General features: G+C 60.6%; 16 protein-coding genes and 1 pseudogene. 15 read left to right on the top strand and 2 right to left on the bottom strand.

Annotated elements, in window-relative coordinates; all coding sequences use genetic code 11:
• Positions 1-78 precede the first annotated feature (78 nt).
• A pseudogene (locus tag K5E40_RS09415) lies at positions 79-901 on the top strand (aldo/keto reductase).
• Between the two features lie 28 nt (positions 902-929).
• On the top strand, positions 930-1,400 hold the full coding sequence (locus K5E40_RS09420; protein WP_221730482.1) for a DUF1810 domain-containing protein: 471 nt from the start codon (positions 930-932) through the stop codon (positions 1,398-1,400).
• Here K5E40_RS09420 and K5E40_RS09425 read toward each other — a convergent pair.
• Positions 1,365-3,725 carry a DNA polymerase II gene (locus K5E40_RS09425; protein ID WP_221730483.1) on the bottom strand — a complete coding sequence of 787 codons (2,361 nt, stop codon included), beginning with the start codon at positions 3,723-3,725 and terminating at the stop codon, positions 1,365-1,367. The two genes, K5E40_RS09420 and K5E40_RS09425, sit on opposite strands and share 36 nt — an antisense overlap.
• A 198-nt stretch (positions 3,726-3,923) precedes the next feature.
• Between K5E40_RS09425 and K5E40_RS09430 the strand changes: the two genes are divergently transcribed.
• Positions 3,924-4,364: a CBS domain-containing protein gene (locus K5E40_RS09430; protein ID WP_008084932.1), complete on the top strand. Its 441-nt coding sequence runs from the start codon at positions 3,924-3,926 to the stop codon at positions 4,362-4,364.
• Between the two features lie 128 nt (positions 4,365-4,492).
• Here K5E40_RS09430 and K5E40_RS09435 read toward each other — a convergent pair whose 3' ends face one another.
• Positions 4,493-5,116, bottom strand: coding sequence for a glutathione S-transferase N-terminal domain-containing protein (locus K5E40_RS09435; protein WP_221730484.1), 624 nt, complete (start codon positions 5,114-5,116; stop codon positions 4,493-4,495).
• A gap of 1,111 nt (positions 5,117-6,227) precedes the next feature.
• On the opposite strand from K5E40_RS09435, the gene K5E40_RS09440 reads away from it, so the two are divergent.
• The 12 genes from K5E40_RS09440 to K5E40_RS09495 form a co-directional block, all read left to right on the top strand.
• Positions 6,228-7,046, top strand: coding sequence for an energy transducer TonB (locus tag K5E40_RS09440; RefSeq protein ID WP_221730485.1), 819 nt, complete (start codon positions 6,228-6,230; stop codon positions 7,044-7,046).
• A 67-nt stretch (positions 7,047-7,113) separates the two neighbouring features.
• Positions 7,114-7,800: a MotA/TolQ/ExbB proton channel family protein gene (locus K5E40_RS09445; RefSeq protein WP_401138552.1), complete on the top strand. Its 687-nt coding sequence runs from the start codon at positions 7,114-7,116 to the stop codon at positions 7,798-7,800.
• Positions 7,800-8,201 carry a biopolymer transporter ExbD gene (locus K5E40_RS09450; RefSeq protein WP_115990253.1) on the top strand — a complete coding sequence of 134 codons (402 nt, stop codon included), beginning with the start codon at positions 7,800-7,802 and terminating at the stop codon, positions 8,199-8,201. Before K5E40_RS09445 ends, K5E40_RS09450 begins: the two co-directional genes overlap by 1 nt.
• A 208-nt stretch (positions 8,202-8,409) precedes the next feature.
• Positions 8,410-11,121 carry a TonB-dependent receptor gene (locus tag K5E40_RS09455; RefSeq protein ID WP_221730487.1) on the top strand — a complete coding sequence of 904 codons (2,712 nt, stop codon included), beginning with the start codon at positions 8,410-8,412 and terminating at the stop codon, positions 11,119-11,121.
• Positions 11,122-11,271: 150 nt separating this feature from the next.
• Positions 11,272-13,137, top strand: coding sequence for an extracellular solute-binding protein (locus K5E40_RS09460; protein ID WP_221730488.1), 1,866 nt, complete (start codon positions 11,272-11,274; stop codon positions 13,135-13,137).
• A gap of 1 nt (position 13,138) precedes the next feature.
• Positions 13,139-14,203 carry a microcin C ABC transporter permease YejB gene (locus K5E40_RS09465; RefSeq protein WP_221730489.1) on the top strand — a complete coding sequence of 355 codons (1,065 nt, stop codon included), beginning with the start codon at positions 13,139-13,141 and terminating at the stop codon, positions 14,201-14,203.
• Positions 14,203-15,225: an ABC transporter permease gene (locus K5E40_RS09470; protein ID WP_221730490.1), complete on the top strand. Its 1,023-nt coding sequence runs from the start codon at positions 14,203-14,205 to the stop codon at positions 15,223-15,225. Before K5E40_RS09465 ends, K5E40_RS09470 begins: the two co-directional genes overlap by 1 nt.
• A gap of 14 nt (positions 15,226-15,239) precedes the next feature.
• Positions 15,240-16,874, top strand: a complete 1,635-nt coding sequence (locus K5E40_RS09475; protein WP_221730491.1) for an ABC transporter ATP-binding protein — start codon at positions 15,240-15,242, stop codon at positions 16,872-16,874.
• 167 nt (positions 16,875-17,041) lie between these two features.
• On the top strand, positions 17,042-17,563 hold the full coding sequence (locus K5E40_RS09480; RefSeq protein WP_221730492.1) for a DUF3455 domain-containing protein: 522 nt from the start codon (positions 17,042-17,044) through the stop codon (positions 17,561-17,563).
• A gap of 155 nt (positions 17,564-17,718) precedes the next feature.
• A complete protein-coding gene (locus tag K5E40_RS09485) occupies positions 17,719-18,255 on the top strand; it encodes a sigma-70 family RNA polymerase sigma factor (RefSeq protein WP_221730493.1) in 537 nt (178 codons plus the stop codon).
• Positions 18,252-18,953, top strand: a complete 702-nt coding sequence (locus K5E40_RS09490) for an anti-sigma factor domain-containing protein (protein ID WP_221730494.1) — start codon at positions 18,252-18,254, stop codon at positions 18,951-18,953. Before K5E40_RS09485 ends, K5E40_RS09490 begins: the two co-directional genes overlap by 4 nt.
• Positions 18,954-19,085: 132 nt before the next feature.
• The coding region (locus K5E40_RS09495) for a hypothetical protein (RefSeq protein ID WP_221730495.1) at positions 19,086-19,372 on the top strand (287 nt) is incomplete at its 3' end.

A 19,372-nucleotide genomic window follows, 5' to 3' on the forward strand; every position in this document is an offset into this window, starting at 1 on the left:
CTTTCTGGAAACGGACGCAACCGCTGGGCTATTCTGCTGCCCACTACAGGTATCGACCCTTTCAGAAAGGAGATTTGAATGCGTACCCTCGAATTGGCTGGCGTGCAGGTTCCAGTGATTGGCCAAGGCACCTGGCGCATGGGCGAAGACCGCTCGGCACACACGCGTGAAGTGGCGGCTCTGCGCAGTGGCGTTGAACTGGGCATGACCTTGATCGACACTGCCGAAATGTATGCCGAGGGCGGTGCCGAAAGTGTTGTAGGTGAAGCCATTGCCGGTATTCGCGATCAGGTGTTTCTGGTGAGCAAGGTCTACCCGCACAACGCCAGCCGCCAAGGCATTCCGCAAGCCTGCGAGCGCAGTCTGCGCCGGCTCGACACTGATTACATCGACCTCTATCTGTTGCATTGGCGCGGCCAGTATCCGCTGGAAGAAACCGTCGAAGCCTTCGAGCGCCTGCGCGAAGCCGGCAAAATCGGCCGTTGGGGCGTGTCGAATTTTGACGTCGATGACCTCCAAGAGTTAGCCAATCCGGCGTGCGCCACCAATCAGGTGCTCTACAACCTGGAAGCGCGTGGCGTCGAATTCGACCTGTTGCCCCGGTGCCAACAGCAACACATTCCGCTGATGGCCTACTGTCCGATTGGTCAGGGCGGCGCGATGCTGGCAGAACCGGTACTGAAGCAGATTGCCGCTCGTCACAACGTGACCCCGGCGCAGGTTTCGCTGCGCGTGGATTGTGCGTCAAGATGGCGTGATAGCGATCCCTAAAGCGGTGCGGCCGGAACATGTGCAACTCAATGCACAAGCGGCGCAACTGCAACTCGATGCCGGGGATCTGGCAGCGCTGGACCAGGCGTTTCACGCGCCAAAGCGCAAGCAGCGGCTGGCCATGGTCTGAGCCACCGCCGACCGGCGAGAGCTTTGCGATGAGAAGCACTGATCAGTACGACCCGTTCAACCTGCAACGTTTCGTCCAGGCCCAGGACCCGGTGTTTGATCGGGTCCAGCGCGAACTCGACGAGGGCCGCAAGCGCAGCCACTGGATGTGGTTTGTCTTCCCGCAGTTCGCAGGCTTGGGCGGCAGTGAGATGTCCCGGCGCTTCGCCATCGATACGGCCGAAGAAGCGCGAGCTTATCTCGAGCACCCGATGCTCGGCGCGCGGCTGCGTACTTGTACGCAGCTCGTGCTGAATGTGCGCCAGCGTTCGATTGCGGATATTTTCGGCCATCCCGATGACTTGAAATTTCACTCCTCGATGACGCTGTTTGCCCAGTTCGCCGTTGAAGACAGCCTGTTCAACCAGGCGTTGGAACGCTACTTCCACGGCATCCTCGATGACTGGACCCTGCAACTGCTGGACTCAAAACAGGCCCAGTTGCCCCCCGATCAGGGTTGAGAAATCGTCGTCGACAAACGGCAGAATCGCATCCGCCACCGGTTGCAGTTGCCGGCTGATGTAGTGGTCGTAGTCGATGGCGGCGCGGCGCACTTCCAGCGGTTCGGGCCCGGCCAGGGTGATCACGTAACTGATCCAGCCACCGTTCTGGTACTGCCGAGGCCGTTCGTGCCGGGCATTGTAATCGTCGGCCAGCCGCGCGGCGCGTACATGGGGCGGCACGTTGCGCTCGTAATCGTCGAGGGTGCGGCGCAGGCGCTTGCGATAGACCAGTCGATCATCGAATTCGCCGGCCAGGGTTTTGCGCACGTAGTCGCGCACGTAATCCTGATACGGCTTGCGCTGGAAGATGCGCTCGTAGAGTTCCTGCTGGAATTGCCGGGCCAGCGGCGACCAGTCAGTGCGTACGGTTTCAAGGCCTTTGTAGACCATTTCTTCGCTGCCGTCGGCACGGGTCACCAGGCCGGCGTAGCGCTTCTTGCTGCCCTCTTCCGCGCCGCGAATGGTCGGCATCAGGAAGCGTTTGTAGTGAATCTCAAACTGCAATTCGAGGGCGCTTTGCAGCCCGTATTCGTCACGCACATGCTCGCGCCACCAGTCGTTGACGTGCTTGACCAACGCGTGGCCGATGCTTGCCGCCTCTTCCTGCCCGTGGGGGCGACGCAGCCAGACAAACGTGGAGTCGGTGTCGCCATAGATCACCGCGTGGCCCTGTTCTTCGATCAGCTTTCGCGTACGCAGCATGATTTCGTGGCCGCGCAGGGTGATCGACGACGCCAGCCGCGTATCGAAGAAACGACAACCGCTGGAGCCGAGCACGCCGTAGAAGGCGTTCATGATGATCTTCAGTGCCTGGGACAGCGGCGCGTTGTGCTCGCGTTTGGCAGTCTCGCGACCGTCGGCGACCCGCGAGACAATGGCCGGCAGGCAGTGCCGGGTTCGCGAAAAACGGGCGCCACGAAACCCCGGCACCGAGTCGGCGTCGTCGGGGTGTTGCAAACCTTCGATCAGCCCCACCGGGTCAATCAGAAACGTGCGAATGATCGACGGATAAAGGCTTTTGTAGTCGAGCACCAGCACCGATTCATAAAGCCCTGGTTGCGACTCCATGACAAAACCGCCGGGGCTGGCTTGCGGCGGATTCGTGCCCAGGTTCGGCGCCACGAACCCTTGGCGGTGCATCAACGGCATGTACAAATGCGTGAACGCCGCCACCGAGCCGCCGCTGCGATCAGCCGGCAGGCCGGTCACGCTGGCGCGCTCCAGCAAAAACGTCAGCAGCTCGGTCTTGGCGAAGATCCGCGTGACCAGTTCGCAATCTTTGAGGTTGTACTTGGCCAGCGCCGGTTTGTCCTCGGCGAACATGCGGTTGATTTCGTCCATGCGCTGGTACGGGTTGTCGATGGACTTGCCTTCGCCGAGCAACGTTTGAGCGACGTTTTCCAGGCTGAACGAAGGGAAACTCCAGGTCGCCGAGCGCAGGGATTCGATGCCATCAATGATCAGCCGTCCCGCTGCCGAGGCGAAATAATGATGACGGCTGCCGTGCTCGCGCCACTGCATTTCTTCGCCGCCTCGGCCGAGCTTCAGCGGCACGCCGAGGCGCCGCGCGTGTTCGTGAAGGATGCGCAGATCGAACTGCACCACGTTCCAGCCGATGATTGCGTCGGGGTCGTGGCGGGCAAACCAGTCATTGAGTTTCTTCAGGATGACCGTGCGTGAGTCGCAGTACTGGAGGTCGAAGTCGACGATGCTGTCGTCACCGTTCGCCGTGCCGAGCATGTACACCTGACGCTCGCCACAGCCTTCCAGGGCGATGGAATACAGCTCGCCGGTTTCGGTGGTTTCGATGTCCAGCGAGACCAGGCGCAGTTTCGGCCGGTATTCGGGGGCGGGTTTGAGGTGGGCGTTGAGCAGCGTGCCGTCAGCATCGGGCGTGCCGTTGAACCACACCGGGGCGGTGATGAAGCGTTCCATCAGATAGCGCTCAGGCGGACGCACATCGGCCTCATAGACATCGACGCCGGCGCGGTTGAGCGCCGTTTCCAGGCGCATCAACTGGCCGTGCTGCTGGCAATACAGACCCAGTACCGGACGATGTTCGAAATCCTGCAAGGCCAGCGGGCGCAGTTCCACATTCTTTTCGTCATGCAGCAAACGTTCGGCGGCTTCGCGCTGCTCGGCCGGGATAAACGCTACTGACGGCTGATGTGGCAAGCGCACACGACGCGGCCCGGCATCGGTCGCCAGCCAGAACTCGACTTCGGTGCCGGCCGGGGTATCGCGCCAATGCCGGGTCAGGACGAAGCCCTGCTGTAAATCCACCACTGCAACCTCAGGAATTGAAACAGAGGGGCATTCTACGCGGCATTGCACGGCATGGCCCTTGCGATAAATGTCCGACAAACGCTGAAAAAACCGTCAAATGACGTTTTTTGCGTGCTATCTGCCGCTTTGCCACCTTGCCCTGAGCGCCAGCGTCTACGATGCTTGGATAACAACGACAACACCTGAGTAACCGCCATGAAGACCGTCGCCCAACTGCTCAAGCTCAAAGATCAGAAAAATCAGGAAGTGCATCAGATCAAACCTGATCACATGGTGCTCGAAGCGCTGATGAAGATGGCCGAGAAAAACGTCGGCGCCTTGCTGGTGGTGGAAGATGACAAAGTGGTCGGCATCATCAGCGAACGTGATTACGCGCGCAAACTGGTGCTGCATGGCCGCTCATCGGTGGGCACGCCGGTTCGCGACATCATGGTGGCCAACGTGATCACCGTGGACACCCACCAGACCGTCGACACGTGCCTGGGCATCATGTCCGACAAACGCCTGCGCCACTTGCCGGTGGTGGAAAACGGCAAATTGATCGGTTTGCTGTCGATTGGTGACCTGGTGAAAGAGGCGATTGCCGAACAGGCAGAGCTGATCAAACAGCTGGAGCAGTACATTCGCGGGGAGTGATCTCCAATGCAACACAATTCCCCTGTGGGAGCGGGCTTGCTCGCGAAAGCGGTGGGTCAGTCGACCTATTCATTGACTGATTCAGCGCCTTCGCGAGCAAGCCCGCTCCCACTTTGGCCCCTCGCTGTTCAGGAAGGCCAATGCCGGGCGAAAACCGGCGCCAGCACCGGATGCCGGTCGATCCTCTGTAACCACGCATAAAACCCCGGGCGCGTCTGGCGCAAATGCTCGCGGCTGCCCGCCCAGCGCGTCACCACCGCCGCCAACACATCCAGCGCTCCCGGTATTTCGTCGTCCAGGTACAACTCGGCGGAGAACTGGTCGGCGAACACCTCCCAACTCCAGTGCAAGCGCTCGCGGGCGCCAGCCATCAGATTCTGCCGCGCCGCTTCGTCAGGCATCACCAGCCAGCGCTCGGGGTAGTCAACGACTCCGACCGCCGCATAGCAATTGCTGACGATATACACCAGGCCGCGAATGGCTTGATCGCGAGCGTCAGCCTTGGCGGGCAGCAATCCAGACTTGGGAAAGGTCAGGCCCAGATGAATCAGAATCGCCGCGCTCTCGGTGATCGCACTGCCATCGGGCAGTTGCAGGGTCGGGATCTGTTTCAGTGGATTGAGTTGTGCCAACGCCTCGGCGGCTTCGGCACTGGCTTCGATATCAATGAAGCGATAAGCAATCTGGCACAGCTCCAGCGCCGCTTCGATGGCGGCTGCGCCTGAGTTGCGGTGTCCGTAGAGCTGATACATACACTCTCCTGCTCAAGACCAACCCAACACATCAGACTCAAGGGTAGATGCCCACGGCCCTGATGTAGAAATATTCTTGCCTTTGTATCCTGATTGGCACGCTTTTCCCATGCACTCGCCACTTGCGAATTCAAGCCTCGCAAAACAGCGCTTACGGTGCCCATCCCGCACCAAGAGCAATCATCGAACGCTATCCGCGTTCTTGTAAGGTGCGATACCGAACCAAAAGTTCGTGTATCCGAGCTGGCAACAAGGAGTTCACCGCGTGAACCTTCAATCGCTCTGCCGCATCACTGCCCGTTTACCGCGACCGGCCCAAAGACGTGTTCACCTGAACAGTCCAGACGGGCATAACATCTACTTTATTACCTGACCCAAACGACCACGCACTGTGTTAGGCGCAGAGTTAAGCGCCGACGGCGGCGTGTTATTTATTTTTTAAATACACCGCATGAAGTGACTGCGCCTGCGACGCACAAATACTGCCGCAGCAGATTGTCGAACAATAACTTCCAACACTTTAAACGCACCAAAAGCGCTCTTCTAACCGCAACTAACCAACACTTGAAACATCGATTTCATTTAAACAAAAACAAGGAACATGGCCTGTGACCCGCTAAAACATTGACCCGCACCAAATCAGTCCGCCTCGCACCATCAAGTGCCCCGACTGACCAGAACGCGACGGCTCTATCTCGCCAACGGGCGTGATACAGCGCACGGTCTGACTCGCCTGCAAAAAAGCCCCGGAATACGGAGTTGTGGAGATTCATGCGCCGGAGAAAATCCCGGTCGCCCATAAAACTTATATAAATGCGACATGGGTAACAGCGATGAAATACTCGCGCTACATTTCAGCAACATCTGGCACAACGGTTGCAAACACGAAGATGTGCAACAGCCCAAACCTACAAAGAAGAACACCAGGGAATGGATAATGAACACGCGAACGCGATAGCGCCAAGCCAGCAACTGTACGCAAGCCCTGTTCAATAGATAGTTCAACTATCGGCTTACGCACACCTTAAAGAAAGTTGCACCCACCCACTCGAACATGACGCAAATGTTCGGACGGCACCTTATTGCCCTTCATCCACCCGAGGGAGCTTTAATGAACGATGCGGTAAAGCACAGAACCCTGCCGGGGCCGTTACGGGAAACGCCGATCCCGCCGGCTTCGGGCAGGCCGGCCTTCAAAGCCAACACTTCGCAACCCGGCGGTTTGAACAAACAGCAGATGGTGTTGCTGGTTGCCGTGTCGGCATTGATACACGGCGGCGCCTGGTGGTTTCTTCAGCAGAGCCGCCCGGAACCGCTGCCCACCCCGCCGCAGATTCCGGAAATGACCGTCGAGCTGACCAGCCCGACGCCACCCGCACCGCCGACTCCGGAGCCGCCGCCCCCGCCTCCACCGCCGCCCGAACCCGAGCAACCGGTGGAAGACGAAGACGCGGTCAAACCGCCGCCCAAACCGGTGGAGAAGCCCAAGCCCATCGAGAAACCGAAACCGGTGCAAAAACCCAAACCGGTGAAGAAAGTCGAGCCGCCGAAAGCTCCGCCCGCTCCGGCGCAACCGGCTGCCCCTGCGGCGCCAACGACACCGAGCGCACCACCGGCCCCCGCCGCCGCGCCTGGCCCGGTGAAAGAGTCGGCAGCGATTTCCGGTCTCGCCAGCCTCGGCAACCCACCGCCGGAATACCCGTCGCTGGCGCTGCGCCGTAACTGGGAGGGCCGCGTGGTGCTGCGCATTCAGGTGCTGGCCAGCGGTCGCGCAGGCTCGGTGACGGTCACCAAGTCCAGCGGCAAGCCGCAACTGGATGACGCCGCCGTCGCCGCGGTGAAGAACTGGAAGTTCATTCCAGCCAAGCGCGGTGACACGCCGATAGACGGCTTTGCCACCCAGACCATCGATTTCAAATTGCCGCAATAACCGAACGCTCAATCAACGCACAACCGAATAACGCAAGCGAGGTGTAACCATGAACGATTTGTCTTCGATGATTGTCCCCGGTGTGCTCTGGGGTCTGGTGCTGTTTTCCGTGCTCAGCTGGGCGATCCTGCTGGTCAAGTCGGCGCAATACCTGCGCCAGAAAGCGCAGAACAAGCAGTTCAGCAAAGCCTTCTGGGGCGCGCCGGACCTGCTCACCGCCGCCGAACACGCCAGCCAATACCCCGGCTCCCTGGCGCGTATCGCCAGCAGTGGTTTCGAAGCGCTGTTGGTCGAAGAATCGCCACGCACCACCCAGCAACTGGCGCACACCATCAACCGTTCGGATCGCCTGGAACGCAATCTGCGCCAGCAGATCCAGAAAGAACGCCGCTCGCTGGAAAACGGCCAGGCCATCCTCGCCAGTATTGGCAGCACCGCGCCGTTCATTGGTTTGTTCGGCACCGTGTGGGGAATCATGGAAGCCCTCAAAAGCATCGGCGAAACCGGTTCGGCCAGCCTTGAAGCCGTCGCCGGCCCTATCGGCCATGCATTGATCGCCACGGGCGTGGGGATCGCCGTCGCGGTGCCGGCGGTGCTGATTTACAACTTCTTCCTGCGTCGACTCAAACTCGCCTCGGCCGACATGGACGACTTCGCCCATGACTTCGACGCCCTCGCCTCGCGCAGTGCGTTTTCCGTCAACCGTCAGGCCATTGCCAGCAAAACCACAGCCGCCGTGCGGGAGGCCAGCTGATGTCCTTCTCCACTCAAGACAGCGATGAAGTGCTCAGCGAAATGAACGTCACGCCGCTGGTGGACGTGATGCTCGTGTTGCTGGTGGTGTTCATCGTCACCGCGCCGCTGATGACCAACGCGATCAAGGTCAACCTGCCAAAAACCGACGCCGTCGCCCCCGCTGAAAAGAAAGACCCGGTGGTGGTCAGCGTCGATCAGGACGGCAAGTTTTATCTGGCCAAGACCGAACTGGCCCCGGAATCCCTGGAGGCCAGCCTCAAGGAGGTCAAGGCCAAGGATGCCGAGGTGCGCGTTCAGCTCCAGGCCGATTCCGCGGTCAATTACGGGCAAGTGGCCAAGGCCATGGCGTCCATCGAACGCTCGGGCATCAGCAAAATATCGGTGATGACCACCCACTGAGTGCGGTGCCGGGCACGCCTTGAGAAACGCGCCCGGCACCGCTGATCGAATCCCGTCGCAACCCGCCGACCGAAAAACGCAACGCGCCTTTCGGAGGGGATCGGCTTGCTTGAAGAAAGTGGTTTTCCGCACGCGGTATCACCGAAAGCGGAGCAATGAGGGGCTCACAAGGCCAATTCGATAACGTCTAACAAAGTCGGAAACAACCATGCTGATGAACACTCCACGCTTCACGCTCAAACCATTGGTGGCCACGATTTCTCGCCACCGTTTTGTTCCGCTGTATCTGGTGGCCATGGGGATGGGCGCCGGGACCGTGCAAGCGGCCGAGGACGACAATGCGGCTGTTCCGGCAGCCGCCGCAGTCGTTGCGCCGACCACGCAACTGCAACGGGTCGAAGTGACCGGTTCGGCGATTCGCCGGGTCGATGCGGAAACGGCGGTACCGATCACCATTCTCAAGGCCGATGAGCTGCGCAAACAGGGCGTGACCACCACTGCCGAACTGGTGCAGCGCATCACCGGCAGCCAGTCGATCAACAACAGTGCAGGCTCGGTCGGCAGCGCCACCGGTGGCGCTTCGTTCGCCGACATGCGTGGCATCGGCGCCAACAAAACGCTGGTGTTGCTCAACGGTCGACGCCTGGCCAACAACGCGTTGTCGGGCACCAACTCCGCTGGCGGCGCGGTGGATCTGAACATGATCCCGTTTGCCGCGATCGAGCGCGTGGAAGTGCTGCGCGACGGCGCCTCGGCGCTCTACGGTACCGACGCCATTGGCGGCGTGATCAACTTCATCACCAAAAAATCACTGACTGACGGCCAACTCACCCTCGGCGGCGAAACCCCGACCCACAGTGGCGGCGGTGCGACCAAGGACATGAGCGCCAGTTGGGGCTTCGGCGATCTGGAAGAAGACCGCTTCAACGTGCTCGGTGTGTTCAATTACAACAAGCAGCAGAACCTCGACGCCAATGACCGCTCCTTCGCCCGCGACTACGTGCCCGGGCGCGGCCTGGATCAGACCTCCGGCACCGCGTTCCCCGGCAACTACAGCCAGAACGGCAACGCCACCAACCCGTTGGCCAACAGCAATTGCAACGGCCCTAACCTGGTGGGGCGCGATGGCGTGTGCCGCTTCAGCACCCGTGAATACATCGACCTGGTGCCACAAACCGAGAAGACGTCTTTCTTTGGCAAGACCACCGGCAAACTGGCGGACGACCACAACGTCAACCTCGAATACTTCTGGTCGCGCAACAACAACGCCACGGCGGTCGGCCCCGCGCCACTGACCGGCCTGAGTCTGGATGCCTCATCGCCCTACTACCCCGGCAACGGCATCACGCCAGGCCCCACCGGTTTCGCCCTCGACCCCACCCAACCCGTGGATGTGAACTGGCGCGAAACCGCCGCCGGCCCGCGTGAGTCGAAAGACCAGAACACCAGCCAGCGCTTTCTGCTGAGCTTCGACGGTCTGGTCGGCGGCTGGGATTACAACGTCGGCGCCTCGTACAACCAGAACAAAATCGTTTCCAGCGTCACCAGCGGTTATGTCAGCGATCAAGCCATGATCGATGGTCTGGCCAGCGGTTTGCTCAATCCGTTCGGCCCGCAATCGGCTGCCGGTCAGCAGTACATCGACAACGCTGCCTACCACGGCGCCTACTCCACCGCTGTTGGCCGGGTCGCCGGTTTCGACGGCCGGATCAGCCGCGAAATCGGTGACTGGTTCGGTGCCGGCCCGTCCGGTCTGGCGCTGGGCGGCGAGTACCGCAAAGAGAAATTCCATCAGGACTTCGAACAGTTTGCCGGCGACATCCAGAGCCTGGGTATCGACCCGGCCGGCAGCGTCGAAGGCGACCGCAGCGTGAAAGCCGCTTATGCGGAAATCAACGTGCCGGTGCTCGACAGCCTTGAACTGTCTGCCGCTGTGCGCCACGACAAATACAGCGACTTTGGCAGCACCACCAACCCGAAATACTCGTTCCGCTACCAGCCGCTCAAAGAGCTGGTGGTGCGTGGCGCGTACAGCGAAGGTTTCCGTGCGCCGTCGCTTTACGAGCTGTATTCACCGCGCAGCATCACGTACACCCAGGGCTACTACAACGATCCGGTGCTGTGTACCGGCGGCGTGGTGCAACCGGGCGGCAACGGCGGGCGCGATTGCGGTCAGCAGTTCCTCAACCAGATCGGCGGCAACGAGGATCTGGCCCCGGAGAAGGCGCGCAACGTGACACTGGGCTTCGTTTATCAGCCAATGAGCAACCTCTCCGTGGGTCTGGATTTCTGGTGGATTCACATCTCCAACCAGATCCAACCGTTCCCGGAATCCACCGTGTTTGATCAGGCCGGCAGCTACTCCGACCGTTTTGTGCGCAACGCCGACGGCACGCTCAACTACATCGTCACCGGCAACGCCAACCTGGGCATCGTCGAAACCAACGGCATCGATGTGTCGCTCGATTACCGTTTCCCGAACACCCCGTACGGCCAGTTCGGTCTCGGGCTGCAGGGCACCTACGTCGACGAATACGACTTCCAGAGCACCATCAAAGGTCCGTTCACCGACAAGGTCGGCGACTTCCAGGGTGACGGCGTGGTTGCGCGCTGGAAGCACAACCTGACCGGGAGTTGGACCTTCGGCGCGGCACGGGCGTCGCTGACCAACCGCTTCACCACCGGCTACAACGACTACGACCGCGATACCCACGCGCGGGTCGCGTCGTATTCGGTGTGGGACCTGTCGGCCGGCTACACCTTCGACAAGGTGCTGGACGTGGACGCGGGGATGAAAAACATGTTCGACCGCAACCCGCCGTTCTCCAACCAGGCTTACAACTTCCAGAGCGGCTATGACCCGCGCTATACCGACCCGCTGGGCCGCACGCTGTTCGCGCGCATGACTTACCACTTCTAACCGCAAACACCAGATGTCTCCCCTGTGGGAGGGGGCTTGCTCCCGAAGGCGATGTGTCAGTCAACACCCCCTTCACTGATCCATCGCCTTCGGGAGCAGCCCCTTCCCACAGATTGATCTGTGTGCATTCAGGAATTAAGGAGTGACTTCATGACTTTCATGCGCAACATGGCCGCTCTGTTGCTCGGCAGCACGCTGCTGTGCAACGCGGCACCTGCGCTGGCCGTCGGCAGCTATGCGATGACGGTGTACGGCGAGGCGCCGAAATACCCGGCGGGTTTCCAGCATTTCGATTTCGTCGATCCCCACGCACCCAAGGGGGGGTCACTCAGCCGCGCGTCGATGGAGATTGGTCAATTCAACTACATCACCCCGTATGCCGATCAAGGCATTTCTGTGGTGCAGGTCAACGACTGGGTGTATTCGCCGCTGGCGTTCCGCTCACTGGACGAGCCCTACACCGTCTACGGCCTGGTCGCGCAGCAGATGGAGCGCGATCGCGCAGGACTCTGGGTACGTTTCACTCTGAATCCCAAGGCACGCTTCGCTGACGGCACGCCGATCACCGCCGAAGACGTGCGCTACACCTTCAACCTGCTGATGACCAAGGGCAGCCTGAGTTATCGCCAGCAATACGCCGACGTGCAGGACGTGTTGATCGAGAGCCCACGGCAGGTGCGTTTCACCTTCAAGAACAACCTCAATCGCACGCTTGCGCTGGATCTGGCGACGATGCGCGTGGTGCCCGAACACTGGTGGAAAACCCGCGACTTCGCCAATGGCGGCGGTTTCGAGCCGCCGTTGGGCAGTGGCCCGTACCGGGTCAGCAAGGTCGACGCCGGGCGCAGCATCAGTTTTGAGCGCGACCCGGATTGGTGGGGCAAAGACCTGCCGGTCAGTCGCGGGATGTACAACTTCGACAACCTGACGGTGAATTTCTACGGCGACACCGACGTCGCCCGGCAATTGCTGCAGGCCGGCGCATTCGACTACAACCGCGAGTTTTCATCCTCGGGTTATGTGGTCGGCTACGACAGCCCGGCGCTGCGCGATGGGCGCTTGCAACAGTCAATCCTCGCCCCGGAAAAACCGACGGCGGCGCAGGGCTTCGTGTTCAACCTGCAAAACCCGATTTTCCAGGATCGCCGCGTGCGTCAGGCGATCAGCCTGTTGTGGGATTTCGAGTGGACCAACAAGCAAATGATGCGCGGCTTCTACGTGCGTCAGAACAGCTATTGGCCCAAGAGTGAAATGGCCGCCACCGCGCTGCCCGACGCCGAGGAATTGCGGATCCTCGAACCGCTGCGAGGGCAGATCCCCGACGAGGTATTTACCGAGGTCTACAAGGCGCCGAAAACCGATGGCAGCGGCTACATCCGCGACAAGCAACTGCAAGCGCTGAAGCTGCTGGCCGAGGCCGGCTGGACGGCGAAAAACAATCGGTTGGTCAACGCTGCCGGCGAACCGTTGGAGTTCACCTTCCTCGACGGTCAGGGCGGGTTCGACCGCATGCTGTTGCCGTTCAAACGCACCCTCGCGCAAATCGGCATCACCCTCAACCTGCGCCGGATCGATTCGGCGCAGTACGTCAATCGACTCAACGCCCGGGACTACGACATGATCGTCACCAGTTTCCCGCGCAGCGGCGATCCGATCGTCTCTCCCGGCCGCGAGTTGTACAGCCTCTACGCCTCGCAAAGTGCCACGCAAGTCGGCAGTTCCAACTCGATGGTGCTGGCCAACCCGGCGGTTGATCAGTTGATCGACGGCCTGGTCCAGGCCAACACCCGCGACGCCATGGTGCATTACGCCCGCGCCCTCGACCGGGTGCTGCAATGGGGTTACTACATGATTCCCAACTACTACTCCAAAGGCACGCCGACGGTGTATCAGAACCGCTTCGGCATGCCGCCGGTGCAACCGGCGTACGACGAAGGCCTCAACACCTGGTGGGAGGTCTCGGCCAAGCCGTTGACCACGCAACAGATGCACACCCAGCTCGCGGGGGGCCAGTGACATGCTGCGCTATCTGAGTCGACGCTTGCTGCTGATCATCCCGACGTTGCTGTGCATTCTGGTGGTCAATTTCCTCATCGTGCAGGCCGCGCCGGGTGGCCCGGTGGAGCAAGCCATTGCGCGCCTACAAGGCTTCGGCGGGCACAGCATGGGCGGTGGTGGCGAAGTCGCCGCGATTGGCGGTGCCGGACGCAGCAGCCGTGGCCTCGATCCAGCGCTGATCGAGGAAATCAAACACCACTACGGCTTCGACAAACCGCTGCACGAACGCCTGTGGCTGATGCTGAAAAACTACGCGCAACTGGACTTGGGCAGCAGTTTCTTTCGCGGCGCCAAGGTTACCGATCTGATCATTCAAAAACTGCCAGTGTCGCTGTCCCTCGGCTTGTGGGCGACGCTGATCACCTATCTGATCTCGATCCCGCTGGGCATTCGCAAAGCGATCAAGAACGGCAGCGCCTTCGATGTCTGGAGCAGCACGGCGATCATCATCGGCTATGCGATGCCGGCGTTTCTGTTCGCGATTCTGCTGATCGTGGTGTTTGCCGGCGGCAGTTACGTCAACTGGTTTCCGGTGCAGGGCCTGGTGTCGGACAACTTCGACAGCCTCAGCACCCTGGGCAAAGTCGGCGACTACCTCTGGCACCTGGTGTTGCCGGTGACCGCGTTGGTGATCGGCGGTTTCGCCACGCTGACCATCCTGACCAAAAACAGCTTTCTCAACGAGATCAGCCGCCAGTACGTCGTCACGGCGCGGGCCAAGGGTTTGACCGAACGCCGTGTGCTTTACGGCCATGTGTTTCGCAACGCCATGCTGTTGGTGGTCGCGGGGGTGCCGTCGGCACTGATCGAGGTGTTCTTCGCCGGTTCATTGCTGATCGAAACCATCTTCAACCTCGACGGCCTCGGGCGCATGAGTTACGAGGCGGCGGTGTCGCGGGACTATCCGGTGGTGTTCGGCGCGTTGTTTCTGTTCACCCTGTTCGGCCTGCTGATCAAGTTGATCGGCGACCTCTGCTACACCCTGCTCGACCCGCGCATCGACTTCTCGGCGAGGACTGCCTGATGTTCACACTCTCTCCTCTGGGCCAACGCCGTGTCGCTCAATTCAAGGCCAACCGACGCGGGCGCTGGTCGCTGTGGCTGTTCATCGGTCTGTGTCTGATCTGCCTGGGTGGCGAGTTGATCGCCAACGACAAACCGCTGGTGATCCGCTACCACGACACCTTTTACTTCCCCATCCTCAGTGAATACCTGGAAACCGACTTCGGCGGCGAGCTGCCGTTCCAGCCGGACTATGCCAGCGCCTACGTACACAAACTGATAGAGGATCAGGGCGGCTGGATGCTGTTCCCGCCGATCCCGTTCAGTTACGACACGGTCAATTACGACCTCACCGAGCCGGCACCGAGCCCGCCTTCGACGAGCAATTGGCTGGGCACCGACGATCAGGCGCGGGACGTGTTGGCGCGGGTGATTTTCGGCACGCGGATTTCGATTTTGTTTGCGCTGATCCTCACCGGTATCAGTGCGTTGATTGGCATCGTCGCCGGGGCATTGCAAGGGTATTACGGCGGTTGGGTCGACTTGCTTGGGCAACGGATTCTGGAAATCTGGTCAGGGTTGCCGGTGCTGTACCTGCTGATCATTTTGTCTGGCTTCGTTTCGCCAAGCTTCTGGTGGCTGCTGGGGATCATGGCGCTGTTCTCGTGGTTGGCGTTGGTCGACGTGGTGCGCGCCGAGTTTCTCCGTGGGCGCAATCTGGAATACGTCAAAGCAGCGCGAGCCTTGGGCCTGACCGACAGCGAACTGATGCGCCGGCACATCCTGCCCAATGCGATGACCTCCACCCTCACCTACCTGCCGTTCATTCTGACCGGCGCTATCGCCACCCTCACTGCGCTGGATTTTCTCGGTTTCGGCATGCCGGCGGGCACGGCGTCGCTGGGCGAGTTGATCGGCCAGGCCAAGCGCAATCTGCAAGCGCCATGGCTGGGGCTGACGGCGTTTTTCGCGTTGGCGCTGATTCTGTCGTTGCTGGTGTTTATTGGTGAGGCTTGCCGTGATGCATTCGACCCACAATCCTGATCAGCGGAGCTGACATGAACGACCATTTGATCGAGATCCGCGACCTGCGCGTCGCCTTCGCCGGGCAGGCAGTGGTGCACGGTTTGAACCTGGACATTCGCCGTGGCGAGTGTTTGGCGCTGGTCGGCGAATCAGGCTCGGGCAAGTCGGTGACGGCGCATTCGATCCTGCGCTTGCTGCCGGGTAAAACCGTCAGCAGCACGGGCAGCATCCGCTACAACGGCGTGGACTTGCTGCACGCCAGCGAGCAACAGATGCGCGGCTTGCGCGGCAACCGGATAGCGATGATTTTCCAGGAGCCGATGACTTCGCTGAACCCGTTGCACACCGTGGAAAAACAGGTCAGCGAAGTGCTGGAAATCCACAAGGGTCTGAAGGGCCGCGCCGCCCGGGCTCGTACCTTGGAATTACTGGAACTGGTCGGCATTCGCCAACCTTTGCAGCGTTTGAAAGCCTATCCGCACCAACTCTCCGGCGGCCAGCGGCAGCGGGTGATGATCGCCATGGCGCTGGCCAACGAGCCGGAACTGTTGATCGCCGATGAGCCGACCACCGCGCTCGACGTCACCGTGCAGCAGAAGATTCTTGAGCTGCTGATCGAATTGCAACAGCGACTCGGGATGTCGCTGCTGGTGATCAGTCACGACCTCAATCTGGTCCGACGCATCGCTCAGCGAGTGTGCGTGATGCGTCACGGCGAGATTGTCGAACAGGCCGACTGCGAAACCCTGTTTCGCACGCCGCAGCATCCTTACAGCCGCTTGTTGATCGAGGCTGAACCGAGCGGCGCACCCGTGCCGAGTCAGTACGATCACAACTTGCTGGAGGTGGATGACCTGAAAGTCTGGTTCCCATTGCCCAAAGCGCTGTTCAGCCGTCAGCAGGACTACATCAAAGCGGTCGATGGCGTCAGTTTCAGCCTGCAACGGGGCAAGACCCTGGGGATTGTCGGCGAGTCCGGCTCGGGCAAATCGACGCTGGGTCAGGCGATCCTGCGGCTGGTGGAATCGCAGGGCAATATCCGTTTCGGCAACAAGCAACTGAGCCTGCTCAATCAGCGTCTGATGCGCCCGTTGCGCCGGCAGATTCAGGTGGTGTTTCAGGACCCGTTCGGCAGCCTCAGCCCGCGCATGACGGTGCAGCAGATCATTGCCGAGGGTTTGTTGACCCATGGCATCGGCACCGAGGCTGAGCGAGAAGCGGCGGTGATTCGCGTGCTGGAGGACGTCGGGCTTGACCCGAAGAGTCGTCATCGCTATCCCCACGAGTTTTCAGGCGGTCAGCGCCAACGCATCTCCATCGCACGGGCATTGGTGCTGGAACCGGCGCTGATTCTGCTCGATGAACCGACCTCGGCGCTGGATCGCACGGTGCAGAAGCAGGTGGTGGAGTTACTGCGGCAATTGCAGATCAAGCATGGGCTGACGTATTTGTTCATCAGCCATGATCTGGCGGTGGTGCATGCATTGGCCCATGACTTGATAGTGATCAAGGATGGCAAAGTCGTTGAGCAAGGTGCTTCGCGGGAGATCTTTACGGCGCCGCAGCATCCCTATACCCAGGAGTTACTGAAAGCCTCCGGCCTCAAGCCTGAAGAAGAACCCTGTGGGAGCGGGCTTGCTCGCGAAAGCGGTGTGCCCGTTATATGAGCTGTGATTGACACATCGCCTTCGCGAGCAAGCCCGCTCCCACAAGGGAAATTGCGGTGCCTTAAAAATATTTTCCAGGCACTGCATCCAATCGGCTCCGCCACGGGTAGTCCCTGTAACAGCCACTGTTGGCTGCCAGCGATCTACCCCTTTCGGAGAAAACACTGATGAACACCACACAGCTGATTTGCTTCACCGGTTTGCTTGCAGCCACCTCGACGGCCTTCGCCCAAAGCAGTTACCCCGACACCATCAAAGTGCCGGCCGGCCACAAGATCGCGATGGAAACCACCGGTGTCGGCGAGGTCACCTACGAGTGCCGCGACAAACCCAATATGGCCGGGCAGACCGAGTGGACCTTCGTCGGGCCGAAAGCGGTGCTCAATGACCGCAGCGGCAAGCAGGTTGGCACCTACTATGGCCCACCGGCTACCTGGCAGGCTAAAGACGGTTCGAAAATCACCGGCACGCAACTGGCGGTGGCGCCATCGGGGGCCGGCAACCTGCCCTATCAACTGGTCAAGGCCAACCCGGCTGAAGGCAAAGGCGCCATGAGCGGCGTGAGTTACATCCAGCGCGTTGCGCTCAAAGGTGGCGTGGCACCGAGCAGCGAGTGCACGGCAGCCAACAAAGGCAAGCAGGAAGTGGTGAAGTATCAGGCCGATTACATTTTCTGGGCGGCGAACTGAGGTCACAGGCTCGGCACAAAACCTGTGGGAGCGGGCTCGCTCGCGAAAGCGGTGTAACCGTGACAGTGATGCTGACTGACACGACGCCATCGCGGACAAGCCCGCTTCCAAAGGGCTCTGTGTGCTGAAGTTAAATGTGAGCTAGATTGCACTGCATGTCCTCACCCGAATCTGAATTCGATTACCAAGCCCGTCTCGCTGCCTGTGCCCGCGGCGAGCGGGCTGCCCTGCGCGATTTGTATGTGCAGGAGGGTCCGCGCCTGCTGGGTGTGGCCAAGCGGCTGGTGCGCGATACGGCGCTGGCGGAGGACATTGTCCATGAGGCGTTCATCAAAATCTGGAACGGTGCGGCGGGGTTTGATCCGGCGCGCGGTTCGGCGCGTGGCTGGATGTTCACCGTGACCCGGCATCTGGCGCTGAATCTACTGCGTAATCAAGCCCGGGAAACGCCGTTCAGTGATGATCATGAAATGGCTACGCAAGACGACGACGGCTTCGACGCCCAAGCGCATTCGGCGCGCATTCACCGCTGCCTGGAACAGCTCGATCCACAACGCCGAAGCTGCATCCTTCACGCCTATGTCGACGGCTACAGCCATGCGCAGATTTCCCAACGGTTGGGCACGCCGCTGGGCACGGTCAAAGCCTGGATCAAGCGCAGCCTCAACGCCTTGCGGGAGTGCATGGGATGACCACTGAATCGGCACAGGAACGCGATGAACTGGCCAGTGAATATGTGCTGGGCACGCTCTCGGCTGAAGATCGCGCCAACGTTCAACGACGCCTGCCGACCGACCCCGAACTGCGTGCGGCGGTGGAGGCCTGGGAACGGCGCCTGCTGGACCTGACCGACCTCGCCGCGCCGCAACAGCCATCACCACAACTCTGGCCACGGATTGAGCGCAGTGTTGAACGGCTCACACCCAAAATACCTGCCTCGGTGAAAACCTCATGGTGGAATCTGCTGCCACTGTGGCGTGGATTGACTGCTGCCGGATTGGCCGCAACATTGGTGTTGGGCTCAATCCTGCTGACCCAGACCACGCCGAAGCCGAGTTATCTGGTGGTGCTGGTCGCGCCGCAGGACAAGGCCCCGGGATGGGTGATTCAGGCCAGCGACTCGCGGGAGATTCAGTTGATTCCGCTGGGCGTGGTGCAAGTGCCGGCGGACAAGGCCCTGGAATTCTGGACCAAGGCTGACGGCTGGCAAGGGCCGGTGTCACTGGGGCTGGTCAAACCGGGACAGGCGCTGAAAGTGCCGCTGGACAAATTGCCGCCGCTGCAACCCAATCAGCTGTTCGAGCTGACGCTGGAAGGCGCCAACGGTTCGCCGATTGGCAAACCGACCGGGCCGATTCAGGCGATCGGGCGCGCAGTGAAGGTGTTGTGAAGCGCTAAGCTGCGGGTTCTGGCAATCATCATCGGCGTCGATATTCACCATCACAGCAATGAAGTTCTCATAAAAAATCTCCGGCGTAACATCCGCTCCATACCAACCAATAACACCCCGGAGCACACCATCATGAAACGCCAGACTCTTCTCAGCATCGCTTTCTCGGTTTTCGCAGTTAACGCTTTTGCCGCTACCCCGGCCCACACGATGATCGCCGCCGATGGCTCGGATCGTCTGTACCAGAACACCGTCGCCGCTGACGGCTCGGATCGCCTGCAAGGCAACACCGTCGCCGCTGATGGCTCGGATCGTCTGCAAGGCAACACCGTCGCCGCTGATGGTTCGGATCGCCTGCAAGGCAACACCGTCGCCGCTGATGGTTCGGATCGTCTGCAAGGCAACACCGTCGCCGCTGA

The organism is Pseudomonas baetica (assembly GCF_019733355.1).
GTDB classification, from domain to species: Bacteria; Pseudomonadota; Gammaproteobacteria; order Pseudomonadales; family Pseudomonadaceae; genus Aquipseudomonas; species Aquipseudomonas baetica_A.